Consider the following 22755-nt stretch of genomic DNA (forward strand, 5'->3'; position numbering starts at 1 on the left):
ATTTCGGCCGACCCCCGATCGGCCGAAATCGCGGACGGAGCGTCAGTTCTGACGCGCCTCGTTTGCGGCATCCTGCTCGGTGGACGCGCCTTCGTGTACGAGGCTGCCGCCGGAGTTCTCGAGGTGCGCACGAACGAACCACTGGAACTTCTCCAACTGTGCCGTTTGGCCGATCAGCATGTCTTCTGTGATCGGATCGATCTTGCCGACGTTGTCGATTGCAGTGCGGCTGTCGGTGATGACCCCGGTGTAGACGAGGTCGAGCGCAGCCAGATGGGCGCGAGCGTCGTCGCGGCCGACGGAGTAGTCGTCCCAAGTCCGATCGCGCTCGATCGCTCCCGCTGTGCCCTTGGGGGAGTTGCCCAGTGCCGCGATACGTTCCGCCACATCATCGGCGTAGCCGCGAACCAGCTCCACCTGTGGGTCGATCATCTCGTGCACGCCAATGAAGTTGGGTCCGACGACGTTCCAGTGGACGTGCTTGAGCGTCAGATGAAGGTCGTTGTAGGCGCTGAGGCGTTCCTGCAGAATATCGGCGACGGACGAACCGTCTGCGCTGCTCAGTCCCGGTACGGTGAACTCGGACATATGTTTTCCTCTCGTCTTGATGGGGATCGCCCGCGAACGGGGCGGTCTCGCGCCATCGTCAATCGGATCGCGTGTCGGTCAGGTTCAGTGCGCGAGTGCTACTGGCTCCTCTGTCACCGGGTCGCCGTACATCATCGCGATTCGGCGCTTGACCTCTTCGGTTGTCAAAGTCGCGCTTGCAACAGTGATTCCGATGCCGGTGGTGCTCTCGCCCTGTGTGGGCGGGATGTCGATCGTCGTCATCTTGCTCCCGGTGAAGAGTGTGCCGTGAGGGAGTCGGCTGAACCACCGACTCCGACGTCTGGGTGTTCTACACCTTCGAGTGCCGGTTATGGCGCTTTCAAGTGCTACAAAATCTATATCAGCCGATGTAGATAATTGGCAAGGCTACTTCGATTCGACGGCTAAGGGAAGCTCCCTGTGCGATCTTGCCGAAATCGGCTTTGATCTGCCATTACATGCCTTCTCGGCTCGACGATTTTTGTCATGAGTGGCCCTGGACACGCTTGAATCTATGTCCTGGGCGTCAGATTCACTGCGTGATGATGCTAAGGTCGGATGACGCCGATTGAGACAGCCGACACCGAACTAGGAGGTTCCAGTGACGTCGGAATCCCAGACCCGGGCGCTGCGCGGCGTATACGGGATCTCAGTGATGTCAGAACTCTCCGGGGTTGGACCTCAGACGCTGCGCCTTTACGAGCGAAGGGGCCTGCTCACACCAACCCGCACGGATGGCGGTACACGCCGGTACAGCGAGGCCGACCTGGATACGCTCGGACGAATCACCGCGCTGATCGACGACGGAGTCAATCTTGTCGGTATCCGTCTGATTCTGTCCCTGGAGGCCGAGAATGCAGTCTTAGCGGCTCGAATCAGCCAGTTGACCGACGAGGGTGACTAGTAGCGTTGCTCCATACGATGCCGTTCAGGATGGAGTTTCGGTGCGGGTAGGGTCGCCGAAGTCCGCGTCGGCGGAGATCTTGTTGCCTGCCGCTTCGATCTGTTCGAGCACGGCGTCCAAAGCATCGACCAACCATTGATGCGACGCTTCCGCGAGGAGGCGATCCGGTGTGTCGGTGTTTTCGGATTGGAAGAACCGCACCAGCCACGATTCTCCGTTGTCGGGTCGGTCGGAGAGTCCGGCCGCGGTATTGGTCGCCAGAAGATAACGGTTGTATTCGAGATCGACACGAATGGCGTACTCGCCGAACAGGTTCACCACATTGGCCGGCCGATGAGTTGCAGCGGCGAGCGCGATGAGAGCGTCGTTGTAGGTTTCGGAGTACTTCACCGTGAGGGGCATGGTCGGCCTGTCTTTCTGGGCCGATGCAGCATTGCACGGCTATGTTGAGGAGATCAGTTCGCAGCCGCTGCTTGACGATGAACTGAAACCAATCCTAGCTCGAGTCTCCGCTCACCCTTGACGCAAGCCCACGGGGTCAGTTGTTGCGTGCAAAGTCAGACTCGCGCTCCGTGACGAACTGATTGTCCGGGCGCGGTTCGGGCGGCGAAAGTGCAGTCAGGAACGACTCGGCCCACTGATGCACATCATGCGTCATGACCTGGCGATGCAGCGCAGCCATACGGCGACGGCCCTCTTTCGGATCCTGATGAACTGCGGTCAGGATTGTATTTTTCACGCCGTCCAAATCGTGCGGGTTGACCAGGTATGACTGTCGTAATTCCATTGCAGCACCGGTGAACTCGCTGAGAACGAGAGCGCCTCCGAGGTCGCCTCGGCAGGCCACGTACTCCTTGGCCACCAGATTCATCCCGTCACGCATCGGCGTCACGAGCATGACGTCGGCAGCGACGAACAGTGCGATCAGTTCTTCGCGGTCGACCGGCTGATACAGGTAGTGAACTACGGGGCGGCCGATCTGACTGTGGTCGCCGTTGATGCGGCCCACCTGTTCCTCGATGACACTGCGAAGGTCGATATAGTGTTGCACGCGTTCACGACTGGGCGTGGCGAGCTGCACCATCGTGTACTTCTCCGGATCCAAGCGGCCCTCGTCGAGGAGTTCCTTGAGGGCTTGCAGCCGCAGGTCGATGCCCTTGGTGTAGTCCAGGCGGTCGACTCCCAGCAGGATTTTTTCGGGATTTCCGAGCTCTTCCTTCAATTCGCGTGCGCGGCGCAGGACCGATTCGCTCTTCGACTGGCGCTCCAGCTCGGCCGAATCGACGGAGATGGGAAATGCCCCCACCTTGACGACGCGAGAGTCGAAATCCACATGCCCGAGCGCACTTCGAACACCGACGCCCGCGGTCGTTGTCTTGAGTCCGAGTAGTTTTCGGGCCAAAAACAGGAAATTGTTTGCGCCACCAGGCAAGTGGAAGCCGATCAGATCGGCGCCCAGCATTCCCTTGACGATCTCCTTGCGCCACGGAAGCTGCATGAAGAGCTCGACCGGAGGAAACGGAATGTGAAGGAAGAACCCGATCGTCAGGTCCGGGCGCAGTTCGCGCAGCATTGCCGGCACGAGTTGCAATTGATAGTCCTGCACCCAGACGGTGGCTCCGTCCGCGGCGCAACGGGCGGTTTCCTCGGCGAACCGCTGGTTGACCGCGACGTACGTGTGCCACCACGACCGTTCGAACGTCGGTGCCACCAGGACGTCGTGGTAGAGCGGCCACAGCGTGTCGTTGGAGAACCCCTCGTAGTACTCGGCGAGGTCCTGAGAGGTCAGCTCGACGGGAAACAGACGAAGGCCGTCAACCACTATGGGATCTACCTTCTCGTCCGCGACGCCCGGCCAGCCGACCCAAGCGCCGTCTCGCTGTCGCAGGATGGGTTCGAGAGCAGTGACGAGTCCACCCGGACTTCGCTTCCAGTTCTTGCCACCGTCCTCGTCGGTTTCGAGATCGACGGGTAGTCGGTTTGCGACGACGACGAATTCGGAGAGCTTTTCGAGATCGGTACTCACGCCGACATCGGCTCCGCCAGGGTCTCGTCCAGCACGGTGGTCGAGGACAGGTATGTGACCGCCTCGGCTGTCGAGTCGGTGAACACGATGTCTGCGTCCATCTTCAGAAGAGACAGCGGGCGCCTGACGGGGTGCGCTGCGACGAGCGTCCAAGGAACGCCGAGCCTTCGTGCCTTGGCCGACAGAGTCTCGATGATGGAAAGACCTCCGACGGAGATGAACTGGACGTCCGAGCAGTCGAGTACGAACGGGTGACGCTCACCGATCAGGTCGTCGACGCAGGCAGCGAAGTCAGCTCGGGACCGGACGTCGATCTCGCCGCTGACCACGAGTGATTGAATGTTTTCCGCACACGTCGTGGTGAATGTGGGGGGACTGTCCGTACGCTCATCTGTAGTTCTCGAAAACTCGTTCATCGAAACTCCTGACGGATTGCTCGAAACGGTTCGTTCGAACGGTCTGGTTCGAAACGGTTTCGTTCGAAACCGGGAAACGGCACGGGAAGCAACGCACGAACCGTGCTCGTCTTCAACGGCTGGGTACTCAACCGTGCTGAGTGCCTACCTTACCGCATCGCGAAAACCCAGGTGAAAAGCGTTAGATCCGTAAGGATTTCAAGGACCCGTGAGCGTCGGCCCACGGGACCTTGGTCCCGATGACTGAGCTCTTGCGCGATCAGTCGGTGTCGGTTGCCGGGCCGGTACTCGAGGCTCCACCCTCGTCGGCCCACGTACGCTCGCCCGACGGATCGGTCTGAACGTCCTTGTGTGCGGCATCGGCCCCGGTTCCGGGACCGTGGTCGGTGCCGGTGGTCTGCGGCTCGTCCGTCTGATCAGTGCGGTCGGTGGAATTTCGTTCACTCATGGTGGCTGCGTCTCTCTGAAGGTTGGTGTTCATGTACTTGTCGTTTCTTGCTCACCCGCGAGGGGTACTCAATAGGGGTAGTACGTCACGTCGAGTCAGTACGTCACGTCGAGTCAGTACGTCACGTCGAGCCAGTACGTCACGTCGAGCCATACCAGCAAAGTCAGCTGTCACCGAAGCAGGAGATTTCACGTGAACCATATGACCGTGACGACCGAACACCTGCGTGCACTGCTGGGCAGCGGGCCCCATTCGGAATTGGTAGCGGTTGGGGGTGAGATCGAGATCTACGTCCCCGATGAAGAAGGGTTCGGCCTCGATGGTATCTCGCTTGTCACTCGCGAGCAGTTGGCCGAGCGCCTACCATCCTCGCCCGACAACCCCGACGAAGGTGAACTACGTATCGCCGCAGAATCGTTGAGCGAGATGATCGCCGAACTCGGCGGCTGAAGTCTGAAGTTCGGGGCAGCTGACTTCAGATCTGCGGGATCGGATCCGGGGGATACGGGTTCGGTGGCGTCGGAGTCGGTGGCACGGGCGGGGGATTCAGCGGATCGGGTGGTGCCGGCGCGGGTGGTGTCGGCGACCCCGGGTCGGGGACGGGGCCCGGATCCGGTGGTGGGGGAGTGGTCATGAGTGCCGGGTTCCCAAACACTTGCCGAACAAACACCTAGTGCTCGGAGTGGCTTTTGGTGTTCTCCTCGGCAGGTAGATCATCCACGATGTCGACTACGGCGATGTGGACGTTCTCTGCAGAGACGGGTGGGTCCATGTCGCCGAGGATCAGGTGAACGACATCGACGACGGTGAATCGAACCCGGTCCGACAGTTCGGCCAGATCCACTCCGTATGGCGCTGCCAGTTCGATACGTAGTGAACGTATTTCGTGGCCGTCGACGAAGAACTCGATACTGCTCGGCGAGCAGTGGTGTCGAGAACGTATCTCGGCGGCCAAATGGGTGCGGAGTACGTGATCGCTCACCGACACCGTGCCTAGACGTGGACCTTCGGACGCGTGTGCGTCGAGCGGCCAACCGGACGCCGAGGTCGACCGTAGCGCCCGGATCACCTTGTCGCTGATTCGATCCCAGCCTGGCTCGGGAGCGTTCCGCAGGACGTCGGATGCGTGCGCCATCAATGCGTCGGTTCGTGATTCAGTCATCGCCACCTCGTCATTCGTTCACTCAGGTTAGCCCGTGCACGATGGTGATGCCCTCGCACTGCATCCGGAGTGAGTCTCAGAATCTTGCCGATTTGAACGAACGTGAGCATCTCCACCTCTCGCAGCGTCCAGGCCGCACGCTGGCGATAAGGCAATTCACCCAACGCTTCTTCCAGTGCCTCCAGGAACGCGGCGTTCGAGGTCGTGTCGAACGGGCCGGCCTCGGGAGACGGCACGAGAGGATCCAGCAGCTTGTCGTCGATCGGTTGCGCTCTCTTGATTCGATAGCTGTCCACGATCTTTCGGGAACAGATCGCGAAAAGCCATGTTCGCATCGACGATTCGCCACGAAATGAATCGAGTCGGCGCCACGCGGCCACGAAGGTGTCCTGGACTACCTCGAGAATGTCGCCTTCATCTGCGAGCATTCGACGCGCATAGCGGTGAAGTGCAGGTCCGTAGTAGTGCACCAGTGACTCGAATGCTTCTCGGTCGCCGAGTATCGCAGCGTCCACCGTTGCGGTGTCCAAGCCGTCAGGTGCTTCGGTGAGCCCCTGTGTGTGCGGTAACGCCACAGTCGCTCCTCTCGCGGAAATGCGGAAAACTCGGCTGCGTTCGAAGATTGTTCGCCCGGCCGGGGCGTTTAATGTTACGGACAGTAACTAACAAGTGTCAGTGATGCACGTCACCTGACTGGGGCATTCGGTTTTGCCTTCGAGTGACGACTACACAGGTAGATCGATCAACAGGAGGAGATGACAATGGTCAGCACACAGGTTGCGACAGCATCTACGAAGGATGTTGCATCATCGAACGACTCGGCTCTCGTGAGCTCTCAAGGAAAGACGTCGATCGCCGACACCGTTGTCTCGAAGATTGCCGGTATCGCCACGCGAGAGGTGAGCGGTGTGTACGACGTCGGCGGCGGAGCGTCCCGGGTTGTCGGGGCACTGCGCGAGCGGATCCCCGGCGCGAGTGTCAACCACTCCCAGGGAGTATCGGTCGAGGTCGGCGAAAAGCAGGCAGCGGTCGACATCGACATCGTGGCCGAGTACGGCGTATCGCTCGCCGATCTGGCCACCGGCATTCGCCGCAACGTCATTGCGGCGCTCGAACGGATGACGGGTCTCGAAGTGACCGAGGTGAACATCACAGTTCACGACGTCCACCTCGACGAGGGCAGCGACGACGAAACCGGCGAGCCCAAGACTGCACGGGTGCAGTGAGTTCCGAAATCGCTGACACCATCGCGGCGGCTGTGACGGGGGTACCTGGGGTCGCCTCGCTTCATGCCGGCATGTTCGGCGAGGTTGGCACGTACCTCCCCGGTCGCCGCGTCGTCGGCGTGCGGGTGACGGAGTCGTCGACAGACATCCATGTGTGCATCTTCGCCGACGCCGCCGTTCGAGACACGGCTTTACGTATCCGCCAAGCGGTTTCAGGACTCGTCACAGGCCCCGTGAACGTGACAGTGGAAGACGTAGTCGGTCGTGGACGCGATGCCTGAGCACTCTCGGGGTTCAGTTCCCGATCGACGATCCGCACGCCGAGAGGCGATCAGGAACTACCACCCCGACGTGGGCGGATCTGCCGACGCGCTCAATCGAGCACTCGAACGCGTCGACCGGGACTTCGCATCCCCGATCGGTGTGGTTGTGCGCACGTCGCTGCGCGGCACGATGCGACAGATAGCCAAACCCGTTCGGGCCCAGTACACGCGGGTGCGCGCTCGGTTTCCGGGTGCAAAGACCTACACCGAGATCTGACAGGCACCATCGAACATCATCCACAACGGAGGATTCACATGACCACCTCGACTGTCGGCCTACTGGCAGGACTACTTCTCGGAGTCGCAGCTGCTGCAGGCGGTTTCACCGGATTCCTCATCGCTCTGGTTCTCGGTGTGATCGGATACCTCGTCGGTGGTCAGCGTGACGGCGAGTTCGATCTCGGTGTGATGCTGAAGGGTCGCGGACGTGGCTGAGACAGCTCGACCGGAGTCGTCTGTGCTTGGTGAGCCGGGCGATCGCGGAACGCTGACGATTCGAGACAGAGTCGCGCAGAAGTTGGTTCTCGAGGCGACGCGCGGAACCCCGGGGGTGCGCCATCACGCCGCCGGCATGGACAAACTGACCGGGCGCGAATTGCCGAGGGCGCGAGTGCTGGTATCCGGCAAGCGGGTACGGGCCAAGGTGGATATCGCGATCGAGTGGCCCGGATCCTTGTCGGTCATCGGTACCGCGGTGCGAGAGAACGTGACAACCCAGTTGCAGTCTGTATCGGGCCTGGACGTAGACGGCGTGGACGTGGCGATCGTGAGCGTTCTCCCGGCATCGACCAAGCGTGACGCGGGAAGGAAAGTGCGATGACCGCCGACAAGGTCGCACCACCCACTGCCTCGAGGGCTGCTGCTCCTGTTCCCCTTGCGGCGCCCGGATCGGCCGTCACGGGATTCCTCATCGCCGCGGCGCTACTCGCGCTCGGCGTGGTCGGCGTCCGCGACGCGCTGGTGGATACCGGCGTGATCACCGGGTCGCAGTGGATACCAAGTGCTGCCGCATATGTGGACGGGCTCGCGTACCAGGGTTGGATGTTGCCGGCGGGGATCGCAGCCGTCGTTCTCGGCCTGGGGTTCGTCTTCCTCGGACTCAAACCGCGCCGAAAGACTGCCAATGCCTTGGTCGGAGTCGCGAATACGTGGATCGATCCCGCCGATGTAGCGGCGATAGCGTCTGTTCGCGTCGAGTCTCTTGCCCAGGTTCGATCCGCTTCGTCACACGCGACCCGGCGCAAGCTGGAAGTGAAGGCCTCGGTCACGCCCGATGGAGCCGCCGCCGCTGAATCGGAAATCCGTGCGGTGCTGGGGGACTTGGCCGGGTCGCTGTCACCATCGCCGCGAATCAAGGTTCGTATCCAGACGGGATCGCTGTCATGACTCGGACGGCGACGGCGATGGATCGCGTGGCGACATGCGTCGTGGGGATGCTCGCGGTAGCGCTGGGAGTTGCAGCGATCCTGTGGAATCTCGACGCGATCAAGGATTTCCCGGCGCGTATCGAGATCCCGTGGGCTGAAGATCTTGTCGATCACTCGTGGTGGCCATGGGCTGTCGGAGCTGGGGGAGTATTGCTAGTCCTCCTCGCGTTGCGGTGGTTGATCGCGCATGTGCCGCTGCGTCGGGTGAAGGAGATCACGGTCCCTGGGTCGAACTCACACAATTCCATCACCGCGGATCTGGGTGCGGTGGCGGAAGGGGCGAGCGCATCACTGGAGGACTTCGACGAAGTGTCGCGTGTCCGAGGAAAAGCGTTGCTCGATCGTGGAGTTCGCACGATCGATTTGCGAGTGACGTTGAGACGTAGCGTCGTATCCGGATCGGAAACGTTGTCCGAGTTGATTTCTCGCGTCACTAACACGGGGGGTCAAGTCGAGTCGATGGTCGGTGATCCATCCGTCGCGACCAGAACTCATATCGCCGTGGAAAGCGCGAAACGCGATGAGCCGAGAACTCTCTGATCAATCGAGGTTTGAGCCTCCCGGTGACCGGGTATTGGTAGACCTCCCGATCGTGCACAGAGTCATGGATGTTGCTGTGGCACTGTGTGTCACGGTGCTCCTTGCGACCGTCACTTCGATGGCGATCGCGATCGTAGTGACGCTGATCATGTGCGCGTCGGTGAGTGTCGTTTCTCGTATGTGGTGAATCGCCAGTCATTTTGGTTCTGTCGTGAACACCTGATAGAAAGGTAAGCAGACAATGTGGCTGCTACTGAGTGCACGATCCCCCGCGTCGTGCGGCGGAGAGTCCGGTTGTGTGCAAACACAACCCGCGATCACGGTCTAGTTGCGCGGGCCGATCGCTCGGAACTCTCCCTTCACCGGCAGTCTCTCATTGCGCCGTCCCTTACCTCAAGGAGTCACAATGCTCTCACTCGGAATCATCGCCTGGATCATCATCGGTGGACTAGCGGGTTGGATCGGCAGCAAGATCATGAAAACCGATGCGCAGCAGGGGATCTTCCTCAACATCGTTGTCGGTGTGATCGGCGGCCTGATCGGTGGTTTCCTGCTTCGAGTTTTCGGCGTCGATGTCGAGGGTGCAGGCTGGATCTTCAGCTTCCTCACTTGCCTCCTCGGCGCCGTCATCTTGCTGTTCCTGGTCAAGGCAGTCACCGGAAAACGCTGACACATTTGTCCACGCAGTTCGAGTTCGACTGAATCCCACGGCCGAATCCCACGGCCGAACGCACGACCGAATCCACACCGAATTCAAGAAGGAGAAACACATGTCTGACTTCATCGACAAGGCAAAGCACCGCGCTGAGGATCTCATCGGCGAAGCCAAGGAAAAGATCGGAAATGCCACGGGCAATGACGATCTGGCTGCCGAAGGTGTTGCCGATCAGGGTGAGGCAAAGGTCAAGAAGGCCGGAGACACTGTCAGTGACAAGGTCTCGGATATCAAGGACAAGTTCACAAGCTGAATGAGTTTCGGCGCGGTTGACCGGCATGTCCGGTCAACCGCGCTTTTGTGTGTCTCCTCGGCCGTTGCGGCTACCGCGATACGCGAACTTGCGCGTTTCTGCGAGCCACTCCGGAAGCATGCGCATGTGGGCCGGCCTGTTCAGAACCGGATCGAAGGACGGCTGGAGGCAATCCGGGTGGTCCTCGACCTCGTCGACACAGAGATGCCCGATCGGTATTAACTGAAGTTGAATTCTCGCGAGGTACACGGAGAAGTGCAGAGGGGAATGATCGACCGCCGTTTTCAATGCCGACAAAGAAGTGCCGGTCGGGTGGACGCCGCGCGGTGTCACGATCAGCCACGCCGCGGCCCCGCCCGCGCGTGAGTAAGGGACCAGTGTGCTGTATCTCGCGCCGTTCCACGAGAAAGCCGGAGCTGGAAACATTTTCGAGAAGGTAGAAAGTCCTGATGTTGCGAGAAGAATGTCCCACGGGTTTTCATCTGCGCCGACATCGTGCAACCGAAGCGCCAGGCCAAGTATGTCGGGTAGGTCTCCCGGAATTCCGAGTGCCTTCGACATTCGAGCGGTGACGGTAATCGTCGACGACTCCGTTACCGGCCACCATGGGGTGGCCGGCTTCAATGTTCCCTTCAGCTCGATCCCGTGCGGGTGAAAAACCCTGGCCATGCGCAGCGATGATGCGAAGTGGAATGGTGCGCCGACCAGCTTTCCGATCGCGCTCTTGCCGGCGGGGATGATCGAATTGAGCGTCACAGCTTCCTTATCTGAGAATTCTCCGCCCCCCGAAGCGCCCAGACTGGACGGACGTTCAGGCGTGTTGACGGGCTTGCGGACGGTTTCTTTCGGCTTCCCAGCGGCAGCGATTGCTAATCATGTGACGCGCCGTAACAAAAGTCTCGCCGGTCGGGATAATTAGCCAAACGCACAAATTGGTCGTTATGGTTCGTTTGTCCGTAACGGTGCGATCGGACCTGCGACCGTCGCGAACTGGCGAGATTGCTACTCGTGATTTGTGTTTGGTGATTGCGCGGAAACAAGAAATGTCGAGGAGACACGCTGATGGGCCACTCTCGAACCTGGCTGACGCGCGCGCTGGCAATGCCGGTGGCTGTCGCGGTGACTTTGTTGCTTCCTCTCGGCAGTGTCGCGTCGGCCCAGGATTTCGAGGACGACGCAGATACTTCGGTGGTCGCCGCAGCCACAACTCCGATCTCCTTCACCGAACTCGGCCGAGGAACGGACATCGTGTTCTCTTCCGATGACGCACCAGTGTTGGTGACCGTGCCGGTGCCGGACGGACTCACCGCAACAGCCGTGACCGGAATCCTGACCGCCCCGACCGACTTCAGTAGGGGCTGGCTCGAAGTGACTTCGGACGGCAGATTGGTGAGCCGCGTCGACTTCGACGCCGGGCAGGCCGGGACCGGGTTACCGATTTCGGTTCCCTTGCAAGGTCTCGAAGTGGTCGACCGTAGTGTGACCGTGTCGATGATCGCTCACCTAGTTCCCGTCGACGACGGCTGCTACGACCGAACGAGATACCAGCCCCTCGCGCTCCGGGATGCCTTTGTCGCCTACGACGGTGCAGAGCGGCAGCCCACAACTGTTGCAACCTTCTTCCCGCCGATTTTGAGGAAGGCAACCATCTACGTCACGGATGGTTCGTCAGGGGCGCAGCAGAGTGCGGCTTTGCAACTGAGTGCAGCGATTGTCAACAAGTACGGAAGTCAGCCTGACGCCGTGGTGGTGGAGCAGCTGCCGAACGGCCAGAGTCTGCCCTCCGCTGAGCCGGGACTGTTCGAGAGAGCTGTAGTGCTCGGTAACAGCGGGGACGCCGGCATCGATCTCGCGACGGCGCCGAATGGTTCACCCGTGCTGCGAATTTCAGGGGATGACAAGACGCTCGTTCCTCAGGTCAGTCTCTTGGCGGCGAACTTCGACGGCTACTGGGCGGCGAGCAGAGCGCTGGCGTCACCGGACAACACGGTTGCCCAGATTTCCCAGGACGCCATCACCGTCGGTGAGCTGAAGCTCGGAACGCTGACGACTTCCGGTCTCAATCACATCGAGGTCGACGTCCCGTTCAGTCAGTCGCAACTGGGGCGTCCGATGAAGGATGTCTCGGTGCGAATGATTGGTTCCTATGTCCCGCTACCGAATTCGCGTAATGGAGAACTGTCGATCTCACTCGGGGATAGACGACTCGCCTCGCAGACGGTTAACGAGACAGGGCGCTTCGACATCGGCGTCGATGTTCCGAACGAACTCCTGCGTCGCGACTTGACGTTCGAGGTCTCGATGGATGTGACCGGCGACTTCCAGTGCGGCACCAGTAGCCCTTCTTCGCTCACTGTCGATCCGGCCAGCACCATCACGTCCACTACCGGATTCCCGCCGACGCCTGGAGGATTCCAGTCATTGCCTCAGTCGATGCTGCCCACACTCGATGTCGGTTTGAGTCACGGTGATTTTGCAGATCTCGTTCGAGCCCAGCGCCTCGTTGTCGCGATGCAGCGGTTGAGCTATCTGCCGCTGCAACCGCGTGTGCTCCCGTTCGGCGACGCGGCGACCAGTTCGCTGCCTGCGTTGTTGATCGCGGCGGACGGGACGCTGCCCACTCCGGTGGCTCTACCCATGGACACGGCAGATCAAGGACTCCTGCGCTTGCAGGGTCTGGAATTCGGTGGACAATACGGTGCCTTGCAGGTGGTTTCGGGTTCGCACAACGAAGTAGTGGCGCTGACGTCTGAGGGTGATGCGGCCGATGCCGACGGTCTGCTCAACTGGTTGGAAGGTGGGAAAGACCGGTTCGCAGAACTGACCGGCGATCTACTGGTCGCACCTCGCGGAGGTGAGCCGTTCGACGTCGGAGTCGACGTCGCCCCGTTGGGCACTGCGACCTCGGCCGAAGAAGAGACCGGACTGAGCGCGGTCACGATCGGCTGGATCGGATTCGGGACCGTGGTTCTGATCGCTGTTGCCGTCGGTGGTGTGCTCGTGGCTCGGCGTCGCGGACAGTGACCGTCACCGATCGCCCGGCCCTGTCCGTCGCGGTCCACGACCTACCGGGCCGGAAGCCATGGCGGATGTTCGTCGTGCTCTTCGCGATCTACACCGCGTTGGGCGTATGGATGAACGCGGGTATCGGGTTCATCTTCACCGATTCGCTCAGTCGTGTCGCCGCGGTGTCGGCGATGCTGCTCAGCCGTGATCCGCACTTCGCGGCGATCGGATTCGTGTTCACCCCGTTGACGGCGGCAGTCCAGATTCCGATGGGCCTGATGGGTCATTGGTGGCCGGATCTGCTGCGGTGGAACATCACTGCGGTCGTGATGTCCGCGGCCTTCATGGCTGGCGCGGTGATTCAGATACGCGGGATCAGCCGCGACCGTGGGTGTCCGCGATGGGTCACCGTCGTCCTTACCGTGCTGTTCGCTGTCAATCCGATGATCGTCATGTACGCGGCGAGCGGAATGAGCGAAGCTCCGTTCCTCTTCTTCGTTCTGTGGGCGACACGTCGACTGATTCGGTGGATGCGCAGCGACGACGTACACGACCTCATCGGTGCGGGCCTCGCGTTCGCTCTGGCGTACCTCACTCGATACGACGCATTGGCACCCCTGTTTGTCGCGGTGGTGCTGGTGACCGTGGTGAGTTGGCTTCGTTTTCAACCGACAGCGGAGGAGCGGGGCGAGGGCGCAGGACCTGGCTTGCGGCTCTGGGCAGCAGCGCTCGACGGCGCCGTCGTGCTGATGCCGGGTTTCCTGGCCTTCGCCTTGTGGTCGTTTGCCAGTTGGCTCATCACGGGTCAAGCGTTCCAACAGTTCTCGTCGGTGTACGGGAACAGTTCCATCCTGGAACAGGCTGGTGCCGGAACCGACTCACCGGTTGCCCGCCTTGCGTTCTCGATCACCGAAATGGCGGTACTCGGGCCGGCGCTCCCGGTGTTCGTGGTCCTGGCAGTCATCTACGCACTTCGGCGGCGCGACACCGAAGTGGTGGTGCCTCTTGTGCTGTTCGGCGCCATCCTCGGAGCGCAGACGTTGCTCTACCTGATGGGATCGACGTTTCCTCTTCTGCGCTTCTACATTTCGATCATTCCGCTGTGTTTCGTATTGGTCGTCCTGATTGCTCCTCGCGGAGCGCCGGTCATCACGCGTCGACCAGGGGCTGCTGCGTCGCGCTCGGTGTCGACGTACCCCGAGCAGGCGGGACCGTCTCTACCTCTTGTGATCTCCCTGTGCTTGCTGGTCGGGTCGACGCTGGTCACGTTTGTCGCGATGGGTAGTGCGCGGATCGCAGTGCTCGAGCATTCCATTGCCAGCGCTATCATTCCGGGCCGCCAGAACCTGGAGGAGCAGACGAATCTACGCACGTTTGCGGCCGAGCGTCGCATCGCCAGGTACCTGGACGACTTGGCTCTGCCGGAGGGGTCGGTTCTGCTCGACACCGTGCAGAGCTATGCCGTCGTGGCGTCGTCGAACAACCCTCGGCAATTCGTCGTGCCTTCCGATGCGGACTTCGTGCGCGTACTGAACAACCCGGCCGAACATCACGTCGAGTACATCCTGTCGGTTCCGAACACCGGTCGCGGTGTGTCGGACGCGGTCAATCGGCGTTATCCGACGATGTACGACACTGGTGCCGGCGGTGTGGGAGCACTGGTGCTCGAGGTGCCCAACGACGGCGGCATGGACCCTTCGGCCTGGCGTTTGTATCGCGTGACCGGTGAACGTCAAACGGGTCGATGAGCGAATTCGTGTGGGAGGATTGTCCGTATGACGTGGATGGTTGTAGATGTCTTCTGAAGAAGCGCGTCCGCGTGTGCGTGGCACAGTGCGTCGCCGTATCGCTGCCGCTGTAGTCAGCTTTGCAACCGTCGCGGTCGTGACAGGAATGTTCACGACGCCGGTGGTTGCCGATTCGCCCAAGACGGTTCGGGTCGGAGCGTCGTCGAGCGGACTGACACTCGACGGACAGCCGTGGTGGCCCACCGGGCTCAATGCTTATCAACTGGCCACTGATTGGTCGGTGAACTTCGGCTGTGGCGCGATGGTCGATCTCGATGCCTACTTCGGTTCTCTGCCACCGAATTCCGTCACGCGTTTCAACGCCTTCCAAGCGCTCGCGGTGAACAAGGTGTCCGGGGAGATGGATTTCGGACCGATGGACGCGGTGTTCGACGCTGCGGCGCGACACAACCAGTTCACGATTCCGGTGCTCTCACCACAGGACAGCGGGTGTGATGACGGGCTGTTCAAATCCAGGGACTGGTACACCGACGACTGGAAGGTTGCGAACCTGATCCCAGGTCGAGCCACCATGAGCTTTCAGGATTGGATGCACACCGCCGTCGACCGTTGGAAGAACGAGCCTTCCGTCGCGGCGTGGGAATTGGTGGGGGAGCCGGAACCGAGCCTGTGTACCGACGCCGCCTGCAATTGGTGGACAAGAACGTGCCCGTCTGATTCCGCGCAGGTGTTGCGGGAGTTCTTCGACACGGCAGGCGCCGAACTTCGGGCGATCGATCCGAACACCCTGATCACGGCCGGATACGTCGGGGGCGGTCAGTGCGGCACTGCTGGTGACGACTACCAATACGTGAGCGAGTCCGACTTCGTCGACATTCTGCAGTATCACGACTACGGAGCAGACGGGGTTCCGCTTCCGGGCGACCAGTGGAACGGACTGGCGCGTCGCATCGAACAGGCCAAGAACGTCTCGAAGCCGTTGTTGGTCGCTGAGACAGGCGAATTGGCGGGCAGTTGTGAATCATTGGCAACCCGAGCCACGAATATCGAGACGAAGCTGACGGGGCAGAAGGCGGCCGGCACGGCCGGAGCTCTCCTGTGGGCCTTCGTACCGGATCCGCGGCCGAACGAGTGCACAATGGACATCGGGCCCGACGATCCACTCTTCGACGTGATCGCTTCACTGGCAAGTTAGGACACTGCTGGTAGTCCACTAGGAGTTCCGCCCAGTGGGAGTATGGTCACGATCTGATAACAACCTGAACCTGGCGTTGTGACGTGATGACCGTATTTCGTTTGCATCCAATGGTATTCAGTGGCATTCACCTGCGGATAACCGAACTTGAAGGCCCGCGGGACCAAGCAGGACTATCGACGTGGCACCCGCAGGACCTACGTCCGGTTGTGCGAGGACGGTCCAATCGAGACGCCGGCAACGGAAGTTGCGCTGTACCTGCCCCTTTGGTTGACAGAGCAGTCCCTTTCCGATTGACGTCGAAATGCGGGCACGACCGTTCGCCGCGGTAACGGGTAGTGAGCGGAGTTCGGTGCGGCCCTCGCGGAAGTGACAATGTGGGGTGGTGTGTAGCTCTCGCGCGCAACGAATTCCGAGTTCGAGTCGACTTGCGACGGCATCGGCTGCCCGGTAGACCTTGTGCGCAGGCTGTACATGCGATGTGAGCTTTCGGTCGTCGAAATGAGGGGACGACCGCTGCATGCGCGTAACGGTAAGTGTGTGGAGCATCGCGTGAGCGGAGAGGTGAACGATGACTGGATACTCTGAACGGCCTTTCAGGACTGCGGTGGTACCGGCTGCCGGGATGGGGACCCGCTTCCTTCCGGCCACCAAGACGATCCCGAAAGAGCTACTCCCCGTCGTGGATACGCCCGGGATAGAACTGGTTGCCAGCGAAGCGGCTCAGGCCGGTGCAGAACGCTTGGTGATCGTCACCGCGCCAGGCAAGGCATCGGTGATCGGTCACTTCGTCGAGGACCTGGTGCTCGAGGGCAAGCTCGCCGCGAGTGGAAAGCACCATCTGCTCGAGCGTGTGCGTCGAGCACCTGGCCTCATATCGGTGAAGCCTGTCGTCCAAGAAACCCCGCTCGGCTTGGGTCATGCCGTCGGTCTTGTCGAGTCGGTGTTGGATGCCGACGAGGACTCGTTCGCGGTGCTGCTTCCCGACGACCTGGTTCACCCCTGCGGCGTTCTCGACGCTATGGCGAAGGTCCGTGCCGAGCGTGGTGGTTCTGTGCTGTGCGCGTTCGACGTCGCGCCCGATCGTGTGGGTGCGTACGGAGTATTCGACGTCCAAGCGCCTGAGGAAGGCGATGACCCCGATGTGCTCTCGGTCGTCGGCATGGTGGAGAAGCCGGACCCGGCGGATGCTCCGTCCACCCTCGCCGCAGCCGGACGCTATCTGCTCGATCGCGCCGTGTTCGATGCGCTCCGGCGAATCTTGCCTGGGCAAGGTGGTGAGCTGCAGCTGACGGATGCGATAGCGCTGTTGATCGCGGAGGGGCATCCGGTTCACGTCGTCGTCCATCACGGAACCCGCCACGATCTGGGTAACCCGGGAGGCTTTCTGCGAGCATCTCTCGACCATGCGCTCAGTCGCACCGAGTACGGTCCGGAGTTGCGAGTCTGGCTCAAGGAACGATTGGATCAGCCGGATCCGCAGTTGACGTACTGAAGAATGCCGTCCATGACAGCTGAGATCGGAATATGTTTTGGTGCAAGAGAATCCGCACCATTTTCGGTTAGTGCGTATGTGAATGTCGGTAGCCCGGATTCATTCGCTGCGTTTGTCGATACCGCGTCGGGTGAGTTCGTCCACCAGGGACTGTGTCGCAATCGTCGCGACGACCGACGGTGGAGTCGTTCCAGGCTCCGCCTCCTCAGAGGTCAGATAACCGGCGGCTACGAGGACCTCCATGATCGGAGCGTCGAAGACCTGACATGCCGTCCGCATCGTGTCCTGCGTGGGAGGGCGCTTGGCCGACAGCCATCGACTCAGCTCGGAAGGTCGAATCTTCAGCGCACGCGCAGCTTCCTGGATGTCGCCGAACGAGCGAAGTTCCAGTTGATTCTCGACCCATGCGGAGAAACCACTCATAGCGGTCATATTGCCTGAGCCGAGAGGTATATGCCACTTCCTTTCGGCCACGAGTCGAGGACAATTGGATATCTGCCATGTCGTGGCAAAGTTTTACGTCGACGATTCGCTTATTTGCAGTTACGCGACGTCGCCGACTGAGGCTGACTTCTGCGCTGAGCGGGGATTATTCAGCCCGGCGTTGGCGAAGGGTGAAATTGAGGGTGAAATGCATAAAATTCGATTGTCGGAAGCAGGAACTCAATGACAACGCCGAGTCAAATCAGACCTGAAGGCCTTCGGGATGATGCCGCTCCGACGGCAGGGCGAACAGGCAGAATTCCTTTGTCGCCGACTACCGCCGTCTGGATGGCGATCGCGGTCGTAGTTCCGATATACCGCTCGTTGCCCGGCGCCGTCACGCAGTTGTGGGCGATGGCAGTGCTTGCGGTCATCGTGGCGTCAGTAGCACTGGGACGAGTTGCTCGGCCGCAGTTTGTCGGCGTCTGGTTGATCGCCGGCTACGCCGCTCTTGTCGCCACGGTAACAGCAACGCGTGGCAGTGACGTCACCGGAAATCTCTACGTTGGAATCCAACTCTTCATTGTTCTCGGGCTCGGAATATTTGTGATGGTCGCCAATGTCCGGCGCGATCCGGAATTTGTCAGGCGTGTATGTATTGCGTTCATAGCAAGCCAATCGGTTTCTGCTCTGGTCGCCGCTATCCAATTGGCAGGTTCATCCGTCTTCGGTTTCGGTGTTGTGAACGGTCGTGCTCCAGGTCTGGCAGGTCACCCGAACGTTCTGGGCATCATGTCCTCACTTGCGCTGATTCTGTGCCTGGGGGCTGCAGTGCAAAAGGTCGGAAATCGGGTCGTTCTGGTGCTGATCTCGATTGTGAACGCGGTGGGACTGCTGGCAACCGGTAGCTTGAGTTCGTTGTCGGCGTGCGCGATCGGATTGATCGTGGTGGCGATTTCTTCGCGAGTGAAGATCGCCACCATCGTCAAGAGTTTTGTCGGTGCCTCCGTCCTCTTCTGGATCGCAATCACCTACACCGAGTTCGGAAAGCACCTTGAGACGCCGGCCGATCGATACCTTCAGGTCACAGGGCAGACCAAGGCCGTCAGCACTCTAGAGATCCGTAACGATACTTACGGATTCGCTTGGGACGCTATTCGTGCGCATCCGCTGTCCGGGGTGGGTTTGAACGCGGCCAATGCGGCCTCGTTCGACAACGTCACAGTCGTCCACAATGTGTTTCTACGATCCTGGTACCAAGGCGGGGTGGTGCTTGCCCTGGCTGTGGCACTGATCATCTGCGCGTCGGCATTGGTTGCGTTCAGATCGATGAAGTCCGGCAAGAACGCCGCCGCGGCCGGCGTTCTGGTCTCGATGATGACGTTCGCTCTGACATCGGCATTTTTCGAGCAGGCATACTACTGGCTACCGGTCGTACTCGCGTTTGCGTGTCTTTCGACCGACAGCGATCGGACCGCGAGCTCCAAAGCTCAACCGGCGCAACAATCTCCGATCGGGAACTGAGGCTACGTGTTCAGTCCGTGGAAGGTTTTCTCCCAGTACGACGGATTGCGTATCAACTGATAGGTGCCCTTTATGGCTGCGATGCTCATCAGTACCCAGTAGAGCGGAGCGGTGAGGCAGGCAATCAGCAGCATGGGATTCCGCGTCTCGCGGCACGCCACCAAGTTCATGTAAAGGACTGCAGCGTTACCGAAGACGAGTGACACGAGTGCCGGAAAGTAGACGTAGTTGGGAAATACGTCGTGGATGACCTCAGGCTGGCCGAGGATCCATCCGAGACTGATCAGCCAGAATGCCATGTTCAGCGTCGCCACGACGGGTGTACCCGCCATCAAGATCGTGAAGCGTAGAAATCCGACCGTGCCGAGTCCGCGCCACAGTTTCACGGGTTGACGCATGTGAACCAGCCAAGTCTGCAGGTAGCCCTTGTACCAGCGTGAGCGTTGTCGGATCCAGTTGATCGTGTCGCTGTTGGCCTCCTCCAGCGTCGTCGAGTTCAGAACAGCGGTCCGGTAGCCGCTCTCGGCGATGCGAACTCCGAGATCTGCGTCCTCCGTGACGTTGAAGGGATCCCAGGCGCCGATCTCGTCGAGCACACTTCGCCGAAGGTGATTGGACGTGCCCCCCAAAGGAATCGGTGACTGACTGCGCATCAGCCCAGGGAGGATGAAATTGAACCAGAGGGCGTAGTCGGCCGTGAACCATGCGGTCAACAAATTCTGAGTTCCGTTGTGAAATGCGAGTTTCGCCTGAACGCACGCAGTATTCGATGGAAGTTTTGCGAAAGTTGCTACCACACGACGTAACTGGAGCGGATCCGGAGAGTCCTCGGCGTCGTAGATGGTGATTATCTCGCCCGTAGAGAAGTGCAATCCGTAGTTACAGGCTTTGGGTTTGGTGCGCGGATCTGCAGCAGGGACCTTCAAGATACTCACCACAGCATCGACTCCGGCGGCAGTCGCAGCTTCGATAGTGACAGTGTCATCCTCTTCGAGGAGCAAGAGCACCTGCAATTTGTCCGAGGGGTAGTCGATCGCGCGCATAGCGGAAATCAGGTCTCCGACTACTTCCGGCTCGTTGTATGCCGGAACAAGGATTGTGTAGTGCGGGAGTTCTTCGTCCGAAAGCGAGCTTGCCTCTTGATCGCTGATCGTCATGATCGAGGAAGCATCCAAACCTCTTGTGAACAGCACGAGTCGATCAACCATCGCCCACACGTAACCGAGAGTGCACGCCAATGTGAGAACGATCAGCGTGGGAGTAAGGAAGAAGACCAGACACACCATGGTGATCACGAGAATCAGGAGCAGGATGTTGCGCTGCCACGGATAGAACGCAACTGATGCCGATGAAATCGGTTTGCGTTCACGCAGTCCGTTCACAGCGTCGTGGAGTGCGGCTCGTTTGAATTCTTCGGAGCTTTCGCCCTCAACCGAGAGATCGGGATCTACCACTTCTGTGCCTCCACGACGAGCCTTCCGAGTGACTGGAGCATACCTAGATCCTTGTACTGAGATTCGCTGTCCACAGTCGATATCCGGCCTCTGAGTAGAACGGCCAAGGTGTTGCTTCCATTCGAAGCCATTGATGGTTTCGGTTCGGGGAACAAGGCATTCGGTTCATGATTGTCCACTGTCAAGAGTGTGACGCGTTGTGCGGCACCGTCGCCGCGTGTCCACACGAAATTGAGGTTGCTCCAGGTGAGTAGGAGGGAGTCGTCGACAACTGTGTACATTTCCGCGACGACTCCACGACTCAACTCGACTCGTACGGTGGGGCTGACACGTGCGTTCTGGAGATCATAAGTTGTATTGCTCGGATAGACAGACAGAGTAGACGGGCGACGCACTTGAACAACGTCCATTTGGACAGTGCGTGGGCGCATCTGGGTGTCCCAGGCAGGATTGGGCGTATCAGCACGAATCGTCTGGCGAGTGAGTGCCGAAGTGGAACCGAAGTATTTTCTCGGCCAATCGTATTCGTTGGTCGAGATTTCACGCCAACCAGCGGGGACGATGAGGCGTGGATCAGCAGTCGCCGGCGGGCCTACCGAGACCGGAACGCCCTGAGCGGTGGGCACCGGCGTAAAGAACATCACGATCGCCGCGGCGAACACCACCAGGATCGTCCAGTTGCTGGTCGACGTCGAAGGATTCCGGAGCGGGCGCTCGAACGGCTTCCATGACCTTCCACGTCGCTCGTACAGGTAGAAGAACCCGCCTACCAGTAAAGCGCTACCTAGTGCTGGTAGCAGCTGGATGCTGAACAAGGGTGCAGTCGGGTACTGACGGGAGAGATAGTAGACCAAGGCGGCACCCAGGACGGACGAGCCGACGAACCCGGCGAATCCTCGTCTCCAGGTCCTACTGACGGCGATCGTCGTTGCGGCCGAAGCGACCAGCACCATGATGATGCTGTAGTCGAATCGAGTGCCGCCGAGTTCAGTCGCCAGCGTGCGGTAGATGAGCGGCGCCAGGACGATCGGAACAACCCAGATTGCCCAGTAGCGGTTCACCGGACGCAGCCCGAACATGAGAACCGCTGCGCTCCAGACGAATACCCAAGCCGCGATTACATCGATATGCATCAGTTCATAGTTCTCGGCAAAACGTGGCATGAGGAGTGCCTGTAAACCCAGAGAGACAAGTAAGCCGATACCGCCGACAATCTTGTCCGTCTCGCGGTCGTGGATCGGAAGGTCCGGGCCTCGCCGCAAATCTGTTCCGACGGCGGCTATCAGGCAGAGCAAGGGGAGGACAAAAACGTATCCGATGGCGGTACCGCTCGCGGTGCTCCTCCACAAATTGGTCCAGGTAGGCCAGAAAGCAAAGATTGTCGCGGCTGCAATCATCAGCCAACGTACTGTGAGGCGGGGGATAATTCCCGACTGCGTGCGTAGGTCGCGAATCTTCAAGATATGTAGTCCTATTCGAACTGGTCGTCTACTCCGGCCGTGTCGGCTGCAGCGAGGTTGTGTCAGCGAACCCGACTTTTGTCGACCTTACGTGATCGATCGCAAGGTGCGAATCCGCACACCGGCCGATGCGGAATGGCCGAAGCCGGGTAAGAATCTCACATATTGAGACGAAGGAAAAATTTCTTTTCGGGGCCGGTTAGTTGCGAACTGGACGAGCGACCTGTTCTTGTTCTGATGTTGATGCCTGTATCAGCAAGGGCTGTAGTGCTATTCGCCTTCGAATTGCACATCGAAACGGCAATAGGGACCAAGATCCCTGTCGGGGACGTAGGTCCCCAACGGCGCAGGCACCTTCTGTCGGCGAAAGTCATAGCGTTGGTTACCAATGGAAATGATCCTCTGTTCAGGCGGTATCGGTA

At 60.1% G+C, this 22755-nt stretch carries 28 protein-coding genes; 16 read left to right on the forward strand and 12 right to left on the reverse strand.

The features are described from left to right. Positions 1-42 precede the first annotated feature (42 nt). Together FEZ59_RS22070 and FEZ59_RS22075 are read right to left on the reverse strand one after the other, a co-directional pair. Entirely contained in the window at positions 43-588 is a 546-nt protein-coding gene (locus tag FEZ59_RS22070) for a DNA starvation/stationary phase protection protein (RefSeq protein ID WP_019747464.1), read from the reverse strand. A gap of 84 nt (positions 589-672) precedes the next feature. Beyond that, positions 673-831: a hypothetical protein gene (locus FEZ59_RS22075; RefSeq protein ID WP_003943664.1), complete on the reverse strand. Its 159-nt coding sequence runs from the start codon at positions 829-831 to the stop codon at positions 673-675. Positions 832-1189: 358 nt separating this feature from the next. On the opposite strand from FEZ59_RS22075, the gene FEZ59_RS22080 reads away from it, so the two are divergent. Beyond that, positions 1190-1492 (forward strand): MerR family transcriptional regulator, encoded by a 303-nt coding sequence (locus tag FEZ59_RS22080; RefSeq protein WP_084325759.1) that lies wholly within the window; start codon positions 1190-1192, stop codon positions 1490-1492. Positions 1493-1516: 24 nt separating this feature from the next. Here the strand turns inward: FEZ59_RS22080 and FEZ59_RS22085 are convergent, their stop codons facing one another. From FEZ59_RS22085 to FEZ59_RS22100, 4 genes are all read right to left on the reverse strand, one after another. After that, positions 1517-1894, reverse strand: a complete 378-nt coding sequence (locus FEZ59_RS22085) for a hypothetical protein (RefSeq protein ID WP_084325758.1) — start codon at positions 1892-1894, stop codon at positions 1517-1519. 136 nt (positions 1895-2030) lie between these two features. Then, positions 2031-3518, reverse strand: coding sequence for a trehalose-6-phosphate synthase (locus tag FEZ59_RS22090; protein WP_019747461.1), 1488 nt, complete (start codon positions 3516-3518; stop codon positions 2031-2033). Next, positions 3515-3934 carry an STAS domain-containing protein gene (locus FEZ59_RS22095; protein ID WP_019747460.1) on the reverse strand — a complete coding sequence of 140 codons (420 nt, stop codon included), beginning with the start codon at positions 3932-3934 and terminating at the stop codon, positions 3515-3517. Before FEZ59_RS22095 ends, FEZ59_RS22090 begins: the two co-directional genes overlap by 4 nt. A 259-nt stretch (positions 3935-4193) precedes the next feature. Further along, the gene (locus tag FEZ59_RS22100) at positions 4194-4382 is read right to left on the reverse strand and encodes a PI-type proteinase (RefSeq protein ID WP_228117918.1); all 189 of its coding nucleotides are present in this window, start codon (positions 4380-4382) and stop codon (positions 4194-4196) included. Between the two features lie 201 nt (positions 4383-4583). Between FEZ59_RS22100 and FEZ59_RS22105 the strand changes: the two genes are divergently transcribed. Next, a complete protein-coding gene (locus FEZ59_RS22105) occupies positions 4584-4832 on the forward strand; it encodes a hypothetical protein (protein WP_019747457.1) in 249 nt (82 codons plus the stop codon). Positions 4833-5052: 220 nt separating this feature from the next. On the opposite strand, the gene FEZ59_RS22115 is transcribed toward FEZ59_RS22105, so the two are convergent. Both FEZ59_RS22115 and FEZ59_RS22120 read right to left on the reverse strand, forming a co-directional pair. Beyond that, complete coding sequence (locus FEZ59_RS22115; RefSeq protein WP_202023085.1) at positions 5053-5544, reverse strand: hypothetical protein; 492 nt, start codon at positions 5542-5544, stop codon at positions 5053-5055. Next, a complete protein-coding gene (locus FEZ59_RS22120; protein WP_020968728.1) occupies positions 5541-6119 on the reverse strand; it encodes an RNA polymerase sigma factor in 579 nt (192 codons plus the stop codon). Before FEZ59_RS22120 ends, FEZ59_RS22115 begins: the two co-directional genes overlap by 4 nt. A gap of 186 nt (positions 6120-6305) precedes the next feature. Between FEZ59_RS22120 and FEZ59_RS22125 the strand changes: the two genes are divergently transcribed. From FEZ59_RS22125 to FEZ59_RS22165, 9 genes are all read left to right on the forward strand, one after another. Continuing rightward, positions 6306-6770 carry an Asp23/Gls24 family envelope stress response protein gene (locus FEZ59_RS22125; RefSeq protein WP_003943699.1) on the forward strand — a complete coding sequence of 155 codons (465 nt, stop codon included), beginning with the start codon at positions 6306-6308 and terminating at the stop codon, positions 6768-6770. After that, a complete protein-coding gene (locus tag FEZ59_RS22130) occupies positions 6767-7051 on the forward strand; it encodes a hypothetical protein (RefSeq protein WP_021343181.1) in 285 nt (94 codons plus the stop codon). Before FEZ59_RS22125 ends, FEZ59_RS22130 begins: the two co-directional genes overlap by 4 nt. 70 nt (positions 7052-7121) lie before the next feature. Beyond that, positions 7122-7310 (forward strand): hypothetical protein, encoded by a 189-nt coding sequence (locus FEZ59_RS22135; protein WP_223258031.1) that lies wholly within the window; start codon positions 7122-7124, stop codon positions 7308-7310. 38 nt (positions 7311-7348) lie between these two features. Further along, positions 7349-7528 carry a hypothetical protein gene (locus FEZ59_RS22140; RefSeq protein ID WP_003943629.1) on the forward strand — a complete coding sequence of 60 codons (180 nt, stop codon included), beginning with the start codon at positions 7349-7351 and terminating at the stop codon, positions 7526-7528. Then, entirely contained in the window at positions 7521-7913 is a 393-nt protein-coding gene (locus tag FEZ59_RS22145; RefSeq protein WP_019747452.1) for an Asp23/Gls24 family envelope stress response protein, read from the forward strand. Before FEZ59_RS22140 ends, FEZ59_RS22145 begins: the two co-directional genes overlap by 8 nt. Beyond that, positions 7910-8479, forward strand: a complete 570-nt coding sequence (locus FEZ59_RS22150) for a DUF6286 domain-containing protein (RefSeq protein ID WP_172933221.1) — start codon at positions 7910-7912, stop codon at positions 8477-8479. Before FEZ59_RS22145 ends, FEZ59_RS22150 begins: the two co-directional genes overlap by 4 nt. After that, on the forward strand, positions 8476-9060 hold the full coding sequence (locus FEZ59_RS22155) for a hypothetical protein (protein WP_172933222.1): 585 nt from the start codon (positions 8476-8478) through the stop codon (positions 9058-9060). Before FEZ59_RS22150 ends, FEZ59_RS22155 begins: the two co-directional genes overlap by 4 nt. Positions 9061-9466: 406 nt before the next feature. After that, complete coding sequence (locus tag FEZ59_RS22160) at positions 9467-9730, forward strand: GlsB/YeaQ/YmgE family stress response membrane protein (protein WP_047890188.1); 264 nt, start codon at positions 9467-9469, stop codon at positions 9728-9730. A gap of 100 nt (positions 9731-9830) precedes the next feature. Then, on the forward strand, positions 9831-10028 hold the full coding sequence (locus FEZ59_RS22165) for a CsbD family protein (protein WP_019747449.1): 198 nt from the start codon (positions 9831-9833) through the stop codon (positions 10026-10028). 33 nt (positions 10029-10061) lie between these two features. Here the strand turns inward: FEZ59_RS22165 and FEZ59_RS22170 are convergent, their stop codons facing one another. Continuing rightward, complete coding sequence (locus FEZ59_RS22170; RefSeq protein ID WP_172933223.1) at positions 10062-10784, reverse strand: hypothetical protein; 723 nt, start codon at positions 10782-10784, stop codon at positions 10062-10064. Positions 10785-11090: 306 nt separating this feature from the next. Between FEZ59_RS22170 and FEZ59_RS22175 the strand changes: the two genes are divergently transcribed. The 4 genes from FEZ59_RS22175 (at position 11091) to FEZ59_RS22190 (ending at position 17472) form a co-directional block, all read left to right on the forward strand. Then, the gene (locus FEZ59_RS22175) at positions 11091-13052 is read left to right on the forward strand and encodes a hypothetical protein (RefSeq protein ID WP_172933224.1); all 1962 of its coding nucleotides are present in this window, start codon (positions 11091-11093) and stop codon (positions 13050-13052) included. Further along, positions 13049-14782 (forward strand): glycosyltransferase family 39 protein, encoded by a 1734-nt coding sequence (locus FEZ59_RS22180; protein ID WP_019747446.1) that lies wholly within the window; start codon positions 13049-13051, stop codon positions 14780-14782. The genes FEZ59_RS22175 and FEZ59_RS22180 overlap by 4 nt, the downstream gene beginning before the upstream one ends. Before the next feature lie 46 nt (positions 14783-14828). Further along, positions 14829-15977: a beta-mannosidase gene (locus FEZ59_RS22185; protein WP_172933225.1), complete on the forward strand. Its 1149-nt coding sequence runs from the start codon at positions 14829-14831 to the stop codon at positions 15975-15977. Between the two features lie 571 nt (positions 15978-16548). Next, positions 16549-17472 (forward strand): UTP--glucose-1-phosphate uridylyltransferase, encoded by a 924-nt coding sequence (locus tag FEZ59_RS22190; protein ID WP_092764928.1) that lies wholly within the window; start codon positions 16549-16551, stop codon positions 17470-17472. Between the two features lie 99 nt (positions 17473-17571). On the opposite strand, the gene FEZ59_RS22195 is transcribed toward FEZ59_RS22190, so the two are convergent. After that, on the reverse strand, positions 17572-17895 hold the full coding sequence (locus FEZ59_RS22195) for a helix-turn-helix transcriptional regulator (protein WP_020968738.1): 324 nt from the start codon (positions 17893-17895) through the stop codon (positions 17572-17574). A 348-nt stretch (positions 17896-18243) separates the two neighbouring features. Between FEZ59_RS22195 and FEZ59_RS22200 the strand changes: the two genes are divergently transcribed. Then, a complete protein-coding gene (locus FEZ59_RS22200) occupies positions 18244-19419 on the forward strand; it encodes an O-antigen ligase family protein (RefSeq protein WP_051636457.1) in 1176 nt (391 codons plus the stop codon). Positions 19420-19421: 2 nt separating this feature from the next. On the opposite strand, the gene FEZ59_RS22205 is transcribed toward FEZ59_RS22200, so the two are convergent. After that, positions 19422-20873, reverse strand: a complete 1452-nt coding sequence (locus FEZ59_RS22205; protein ID WP_029254697.1) for a glycosyltransferase — start codon at positions 20871-20873, stop codon at positions 19422-19424. Next, positions 20867-22333: a hypothetical protein gene (locus tag FEZ59_RS22210; RefSeq protein ID WP_232816784.1), complete on the reverse strand. Its 1467-nt coding sequence runs from the start codon at positions 22331-22333 to the stop codon at positions 20867-20869. Before FEZ59_RS22210 ends, FEZ59_RS22205 begins: the two co-directional genes overlap by 7 nt. Between the last annotated feature and the right edge of the window lie 422 nt (positions 22334-22755).

The organism is Rhodococcus sp. MS13 (genome assembly GCF_013277835.1).
GTDB lineage: Bacteria > Actinomycetota > Actinomycetes > Mycobacteriales > Mycobacteriaceae > Rhodococcus_F > Rhodococcus_F erythropolis.

Excerpts from the sequence above, each read along its gene's own strand:
- FEZ59_RS22150 (WP_172933221.1), top strand. The coding sequence starts at position 7,910 with ATGACCGCCGACAAGGTCGCACCACCCACTGCCTCGAGGGCTGCTGCT.
- FEZ59_RS22125 (WP_003943699.1), top strand. The coding sequence starts at position 6,306 with ATGGTCAGCACACAGGTTGCGACAGCATCTACGAAGGATGTTGCATCA.
- FEZ59_RS22140 (WP_003943629.1), top strand. The coding sequence starts at position 7,349 with ATGACCACCTCGACTGTCGGCCTACTGGCAGGACTACTTCTCGGAGTC.
- FEZ59_RS22095 (WP_019747460.1), bottom strand. The coding sequence starts at position 3,934 with ATGAACGAGTTTTCGAGAACTACAGATGAGCGTACGGACAGTCCCCCC.
- FEZ59_RS22160 (WP_047890188.1), top strand. The coding sequence starts at position 9,467 with ATGCTCTCACTCGGAATCATCGCCTGGATCATCATCGGTGGACTAGCG.
- FEZ59_RS22070 (WP_019747464.1), bottom strand. The coding sequence starts at position 588 with ATGTCCGAGTTCACCGTACCGGGACTGAGCAGCGCAGACGGTTCGTCC.
- FEZ59_RS22195 (WP_020968738.1), bottom strand. The coding sequence starts at position 17,895 with ATGAGTGGTTTCTCCGCATGGGTCGAGAATCAACTGGAACTTCGCTCG.
- FEZ59_RS22190 (WP_092764928.1), top strand. The coding sequence starts at position 16,549 with ATGACTGGATACTCTGAACGGCCTTTCAGGACTGCGGTGGTACCGGCT.
- FEZ59_RS22115 (WP_202023085.1), bottom strand. The coding sequence starts at position 5,544 with ATGACTGAATCACGAACCGACGCATTGATGGCGCACGCATCCGACGTC.
- FEZ59_RS22105 (WP_019747457.1), top strand. The coding sequence starts at position 4,584 with ATGACCGTGACGACCGAACACCTGCGTGCACTGCTGGGCAGCGGGCCC.
- FEZ59_RS22075 (WP_003943664.1), bottom strand. The coding sequence starts at position 831 with ATGACGACGATCGACATCCCGCCCACACAGGGCGAGAGCACCACCGGC.
- FEZ59_RS22175 (WP_172933224.1), top strand. The coding sequence starts at position 11,091 with ATGGGCCACTCTCGAACCTGGCTGACGCGCGCGCTGGCAATGCCGGTG.
- FEZ59_RS22165 (WP_019747449.1), top strand. The coding sequence starts at position 9,831 with ATGTCTGACTTCATCGACAAGGCAAAGCACCGCGCTGAGGATCTCATC.
- FEZ59_RS22155 (WP_172933222.1), top strand. The coding sequence starts at position 8,476 with ATGACTCGGACGGCGACGGCGATGGATCGCGTGGCGACATGCGTCGTG.
- FEZ59_RS22200 (WP_051636457.1), top strand. The coding sequence starts at position 18,244 with ATGGCGATCGCGGTCGTAGTTCCGATATACCGCTCGTTGCCCGGCGCC.
- FEZ59_RS22085 (WP_084325758.1), bottom strand. The coding sequence starts at position 1,894 with ATGCCCCTCACGGTGAAGTACTCCGAAACCTACAACGACGCTCTCATC.
- FEZ59_RS22185 (WP_172933225.1), top strand. The coding sequence starts at position 14,829 with ATGTCTTCTGAAGAAGCGCGTCCGCGTGTGCGTGGCACAGTGCGTCGC.
- FEZ59_RS22100 (WP_228117918.1), bottom strand. The coding sequence starts at position 4,382 with ATGAGTGAACGAAATTCCACCGACCGCACTGATCAGACGGACGAGCCG.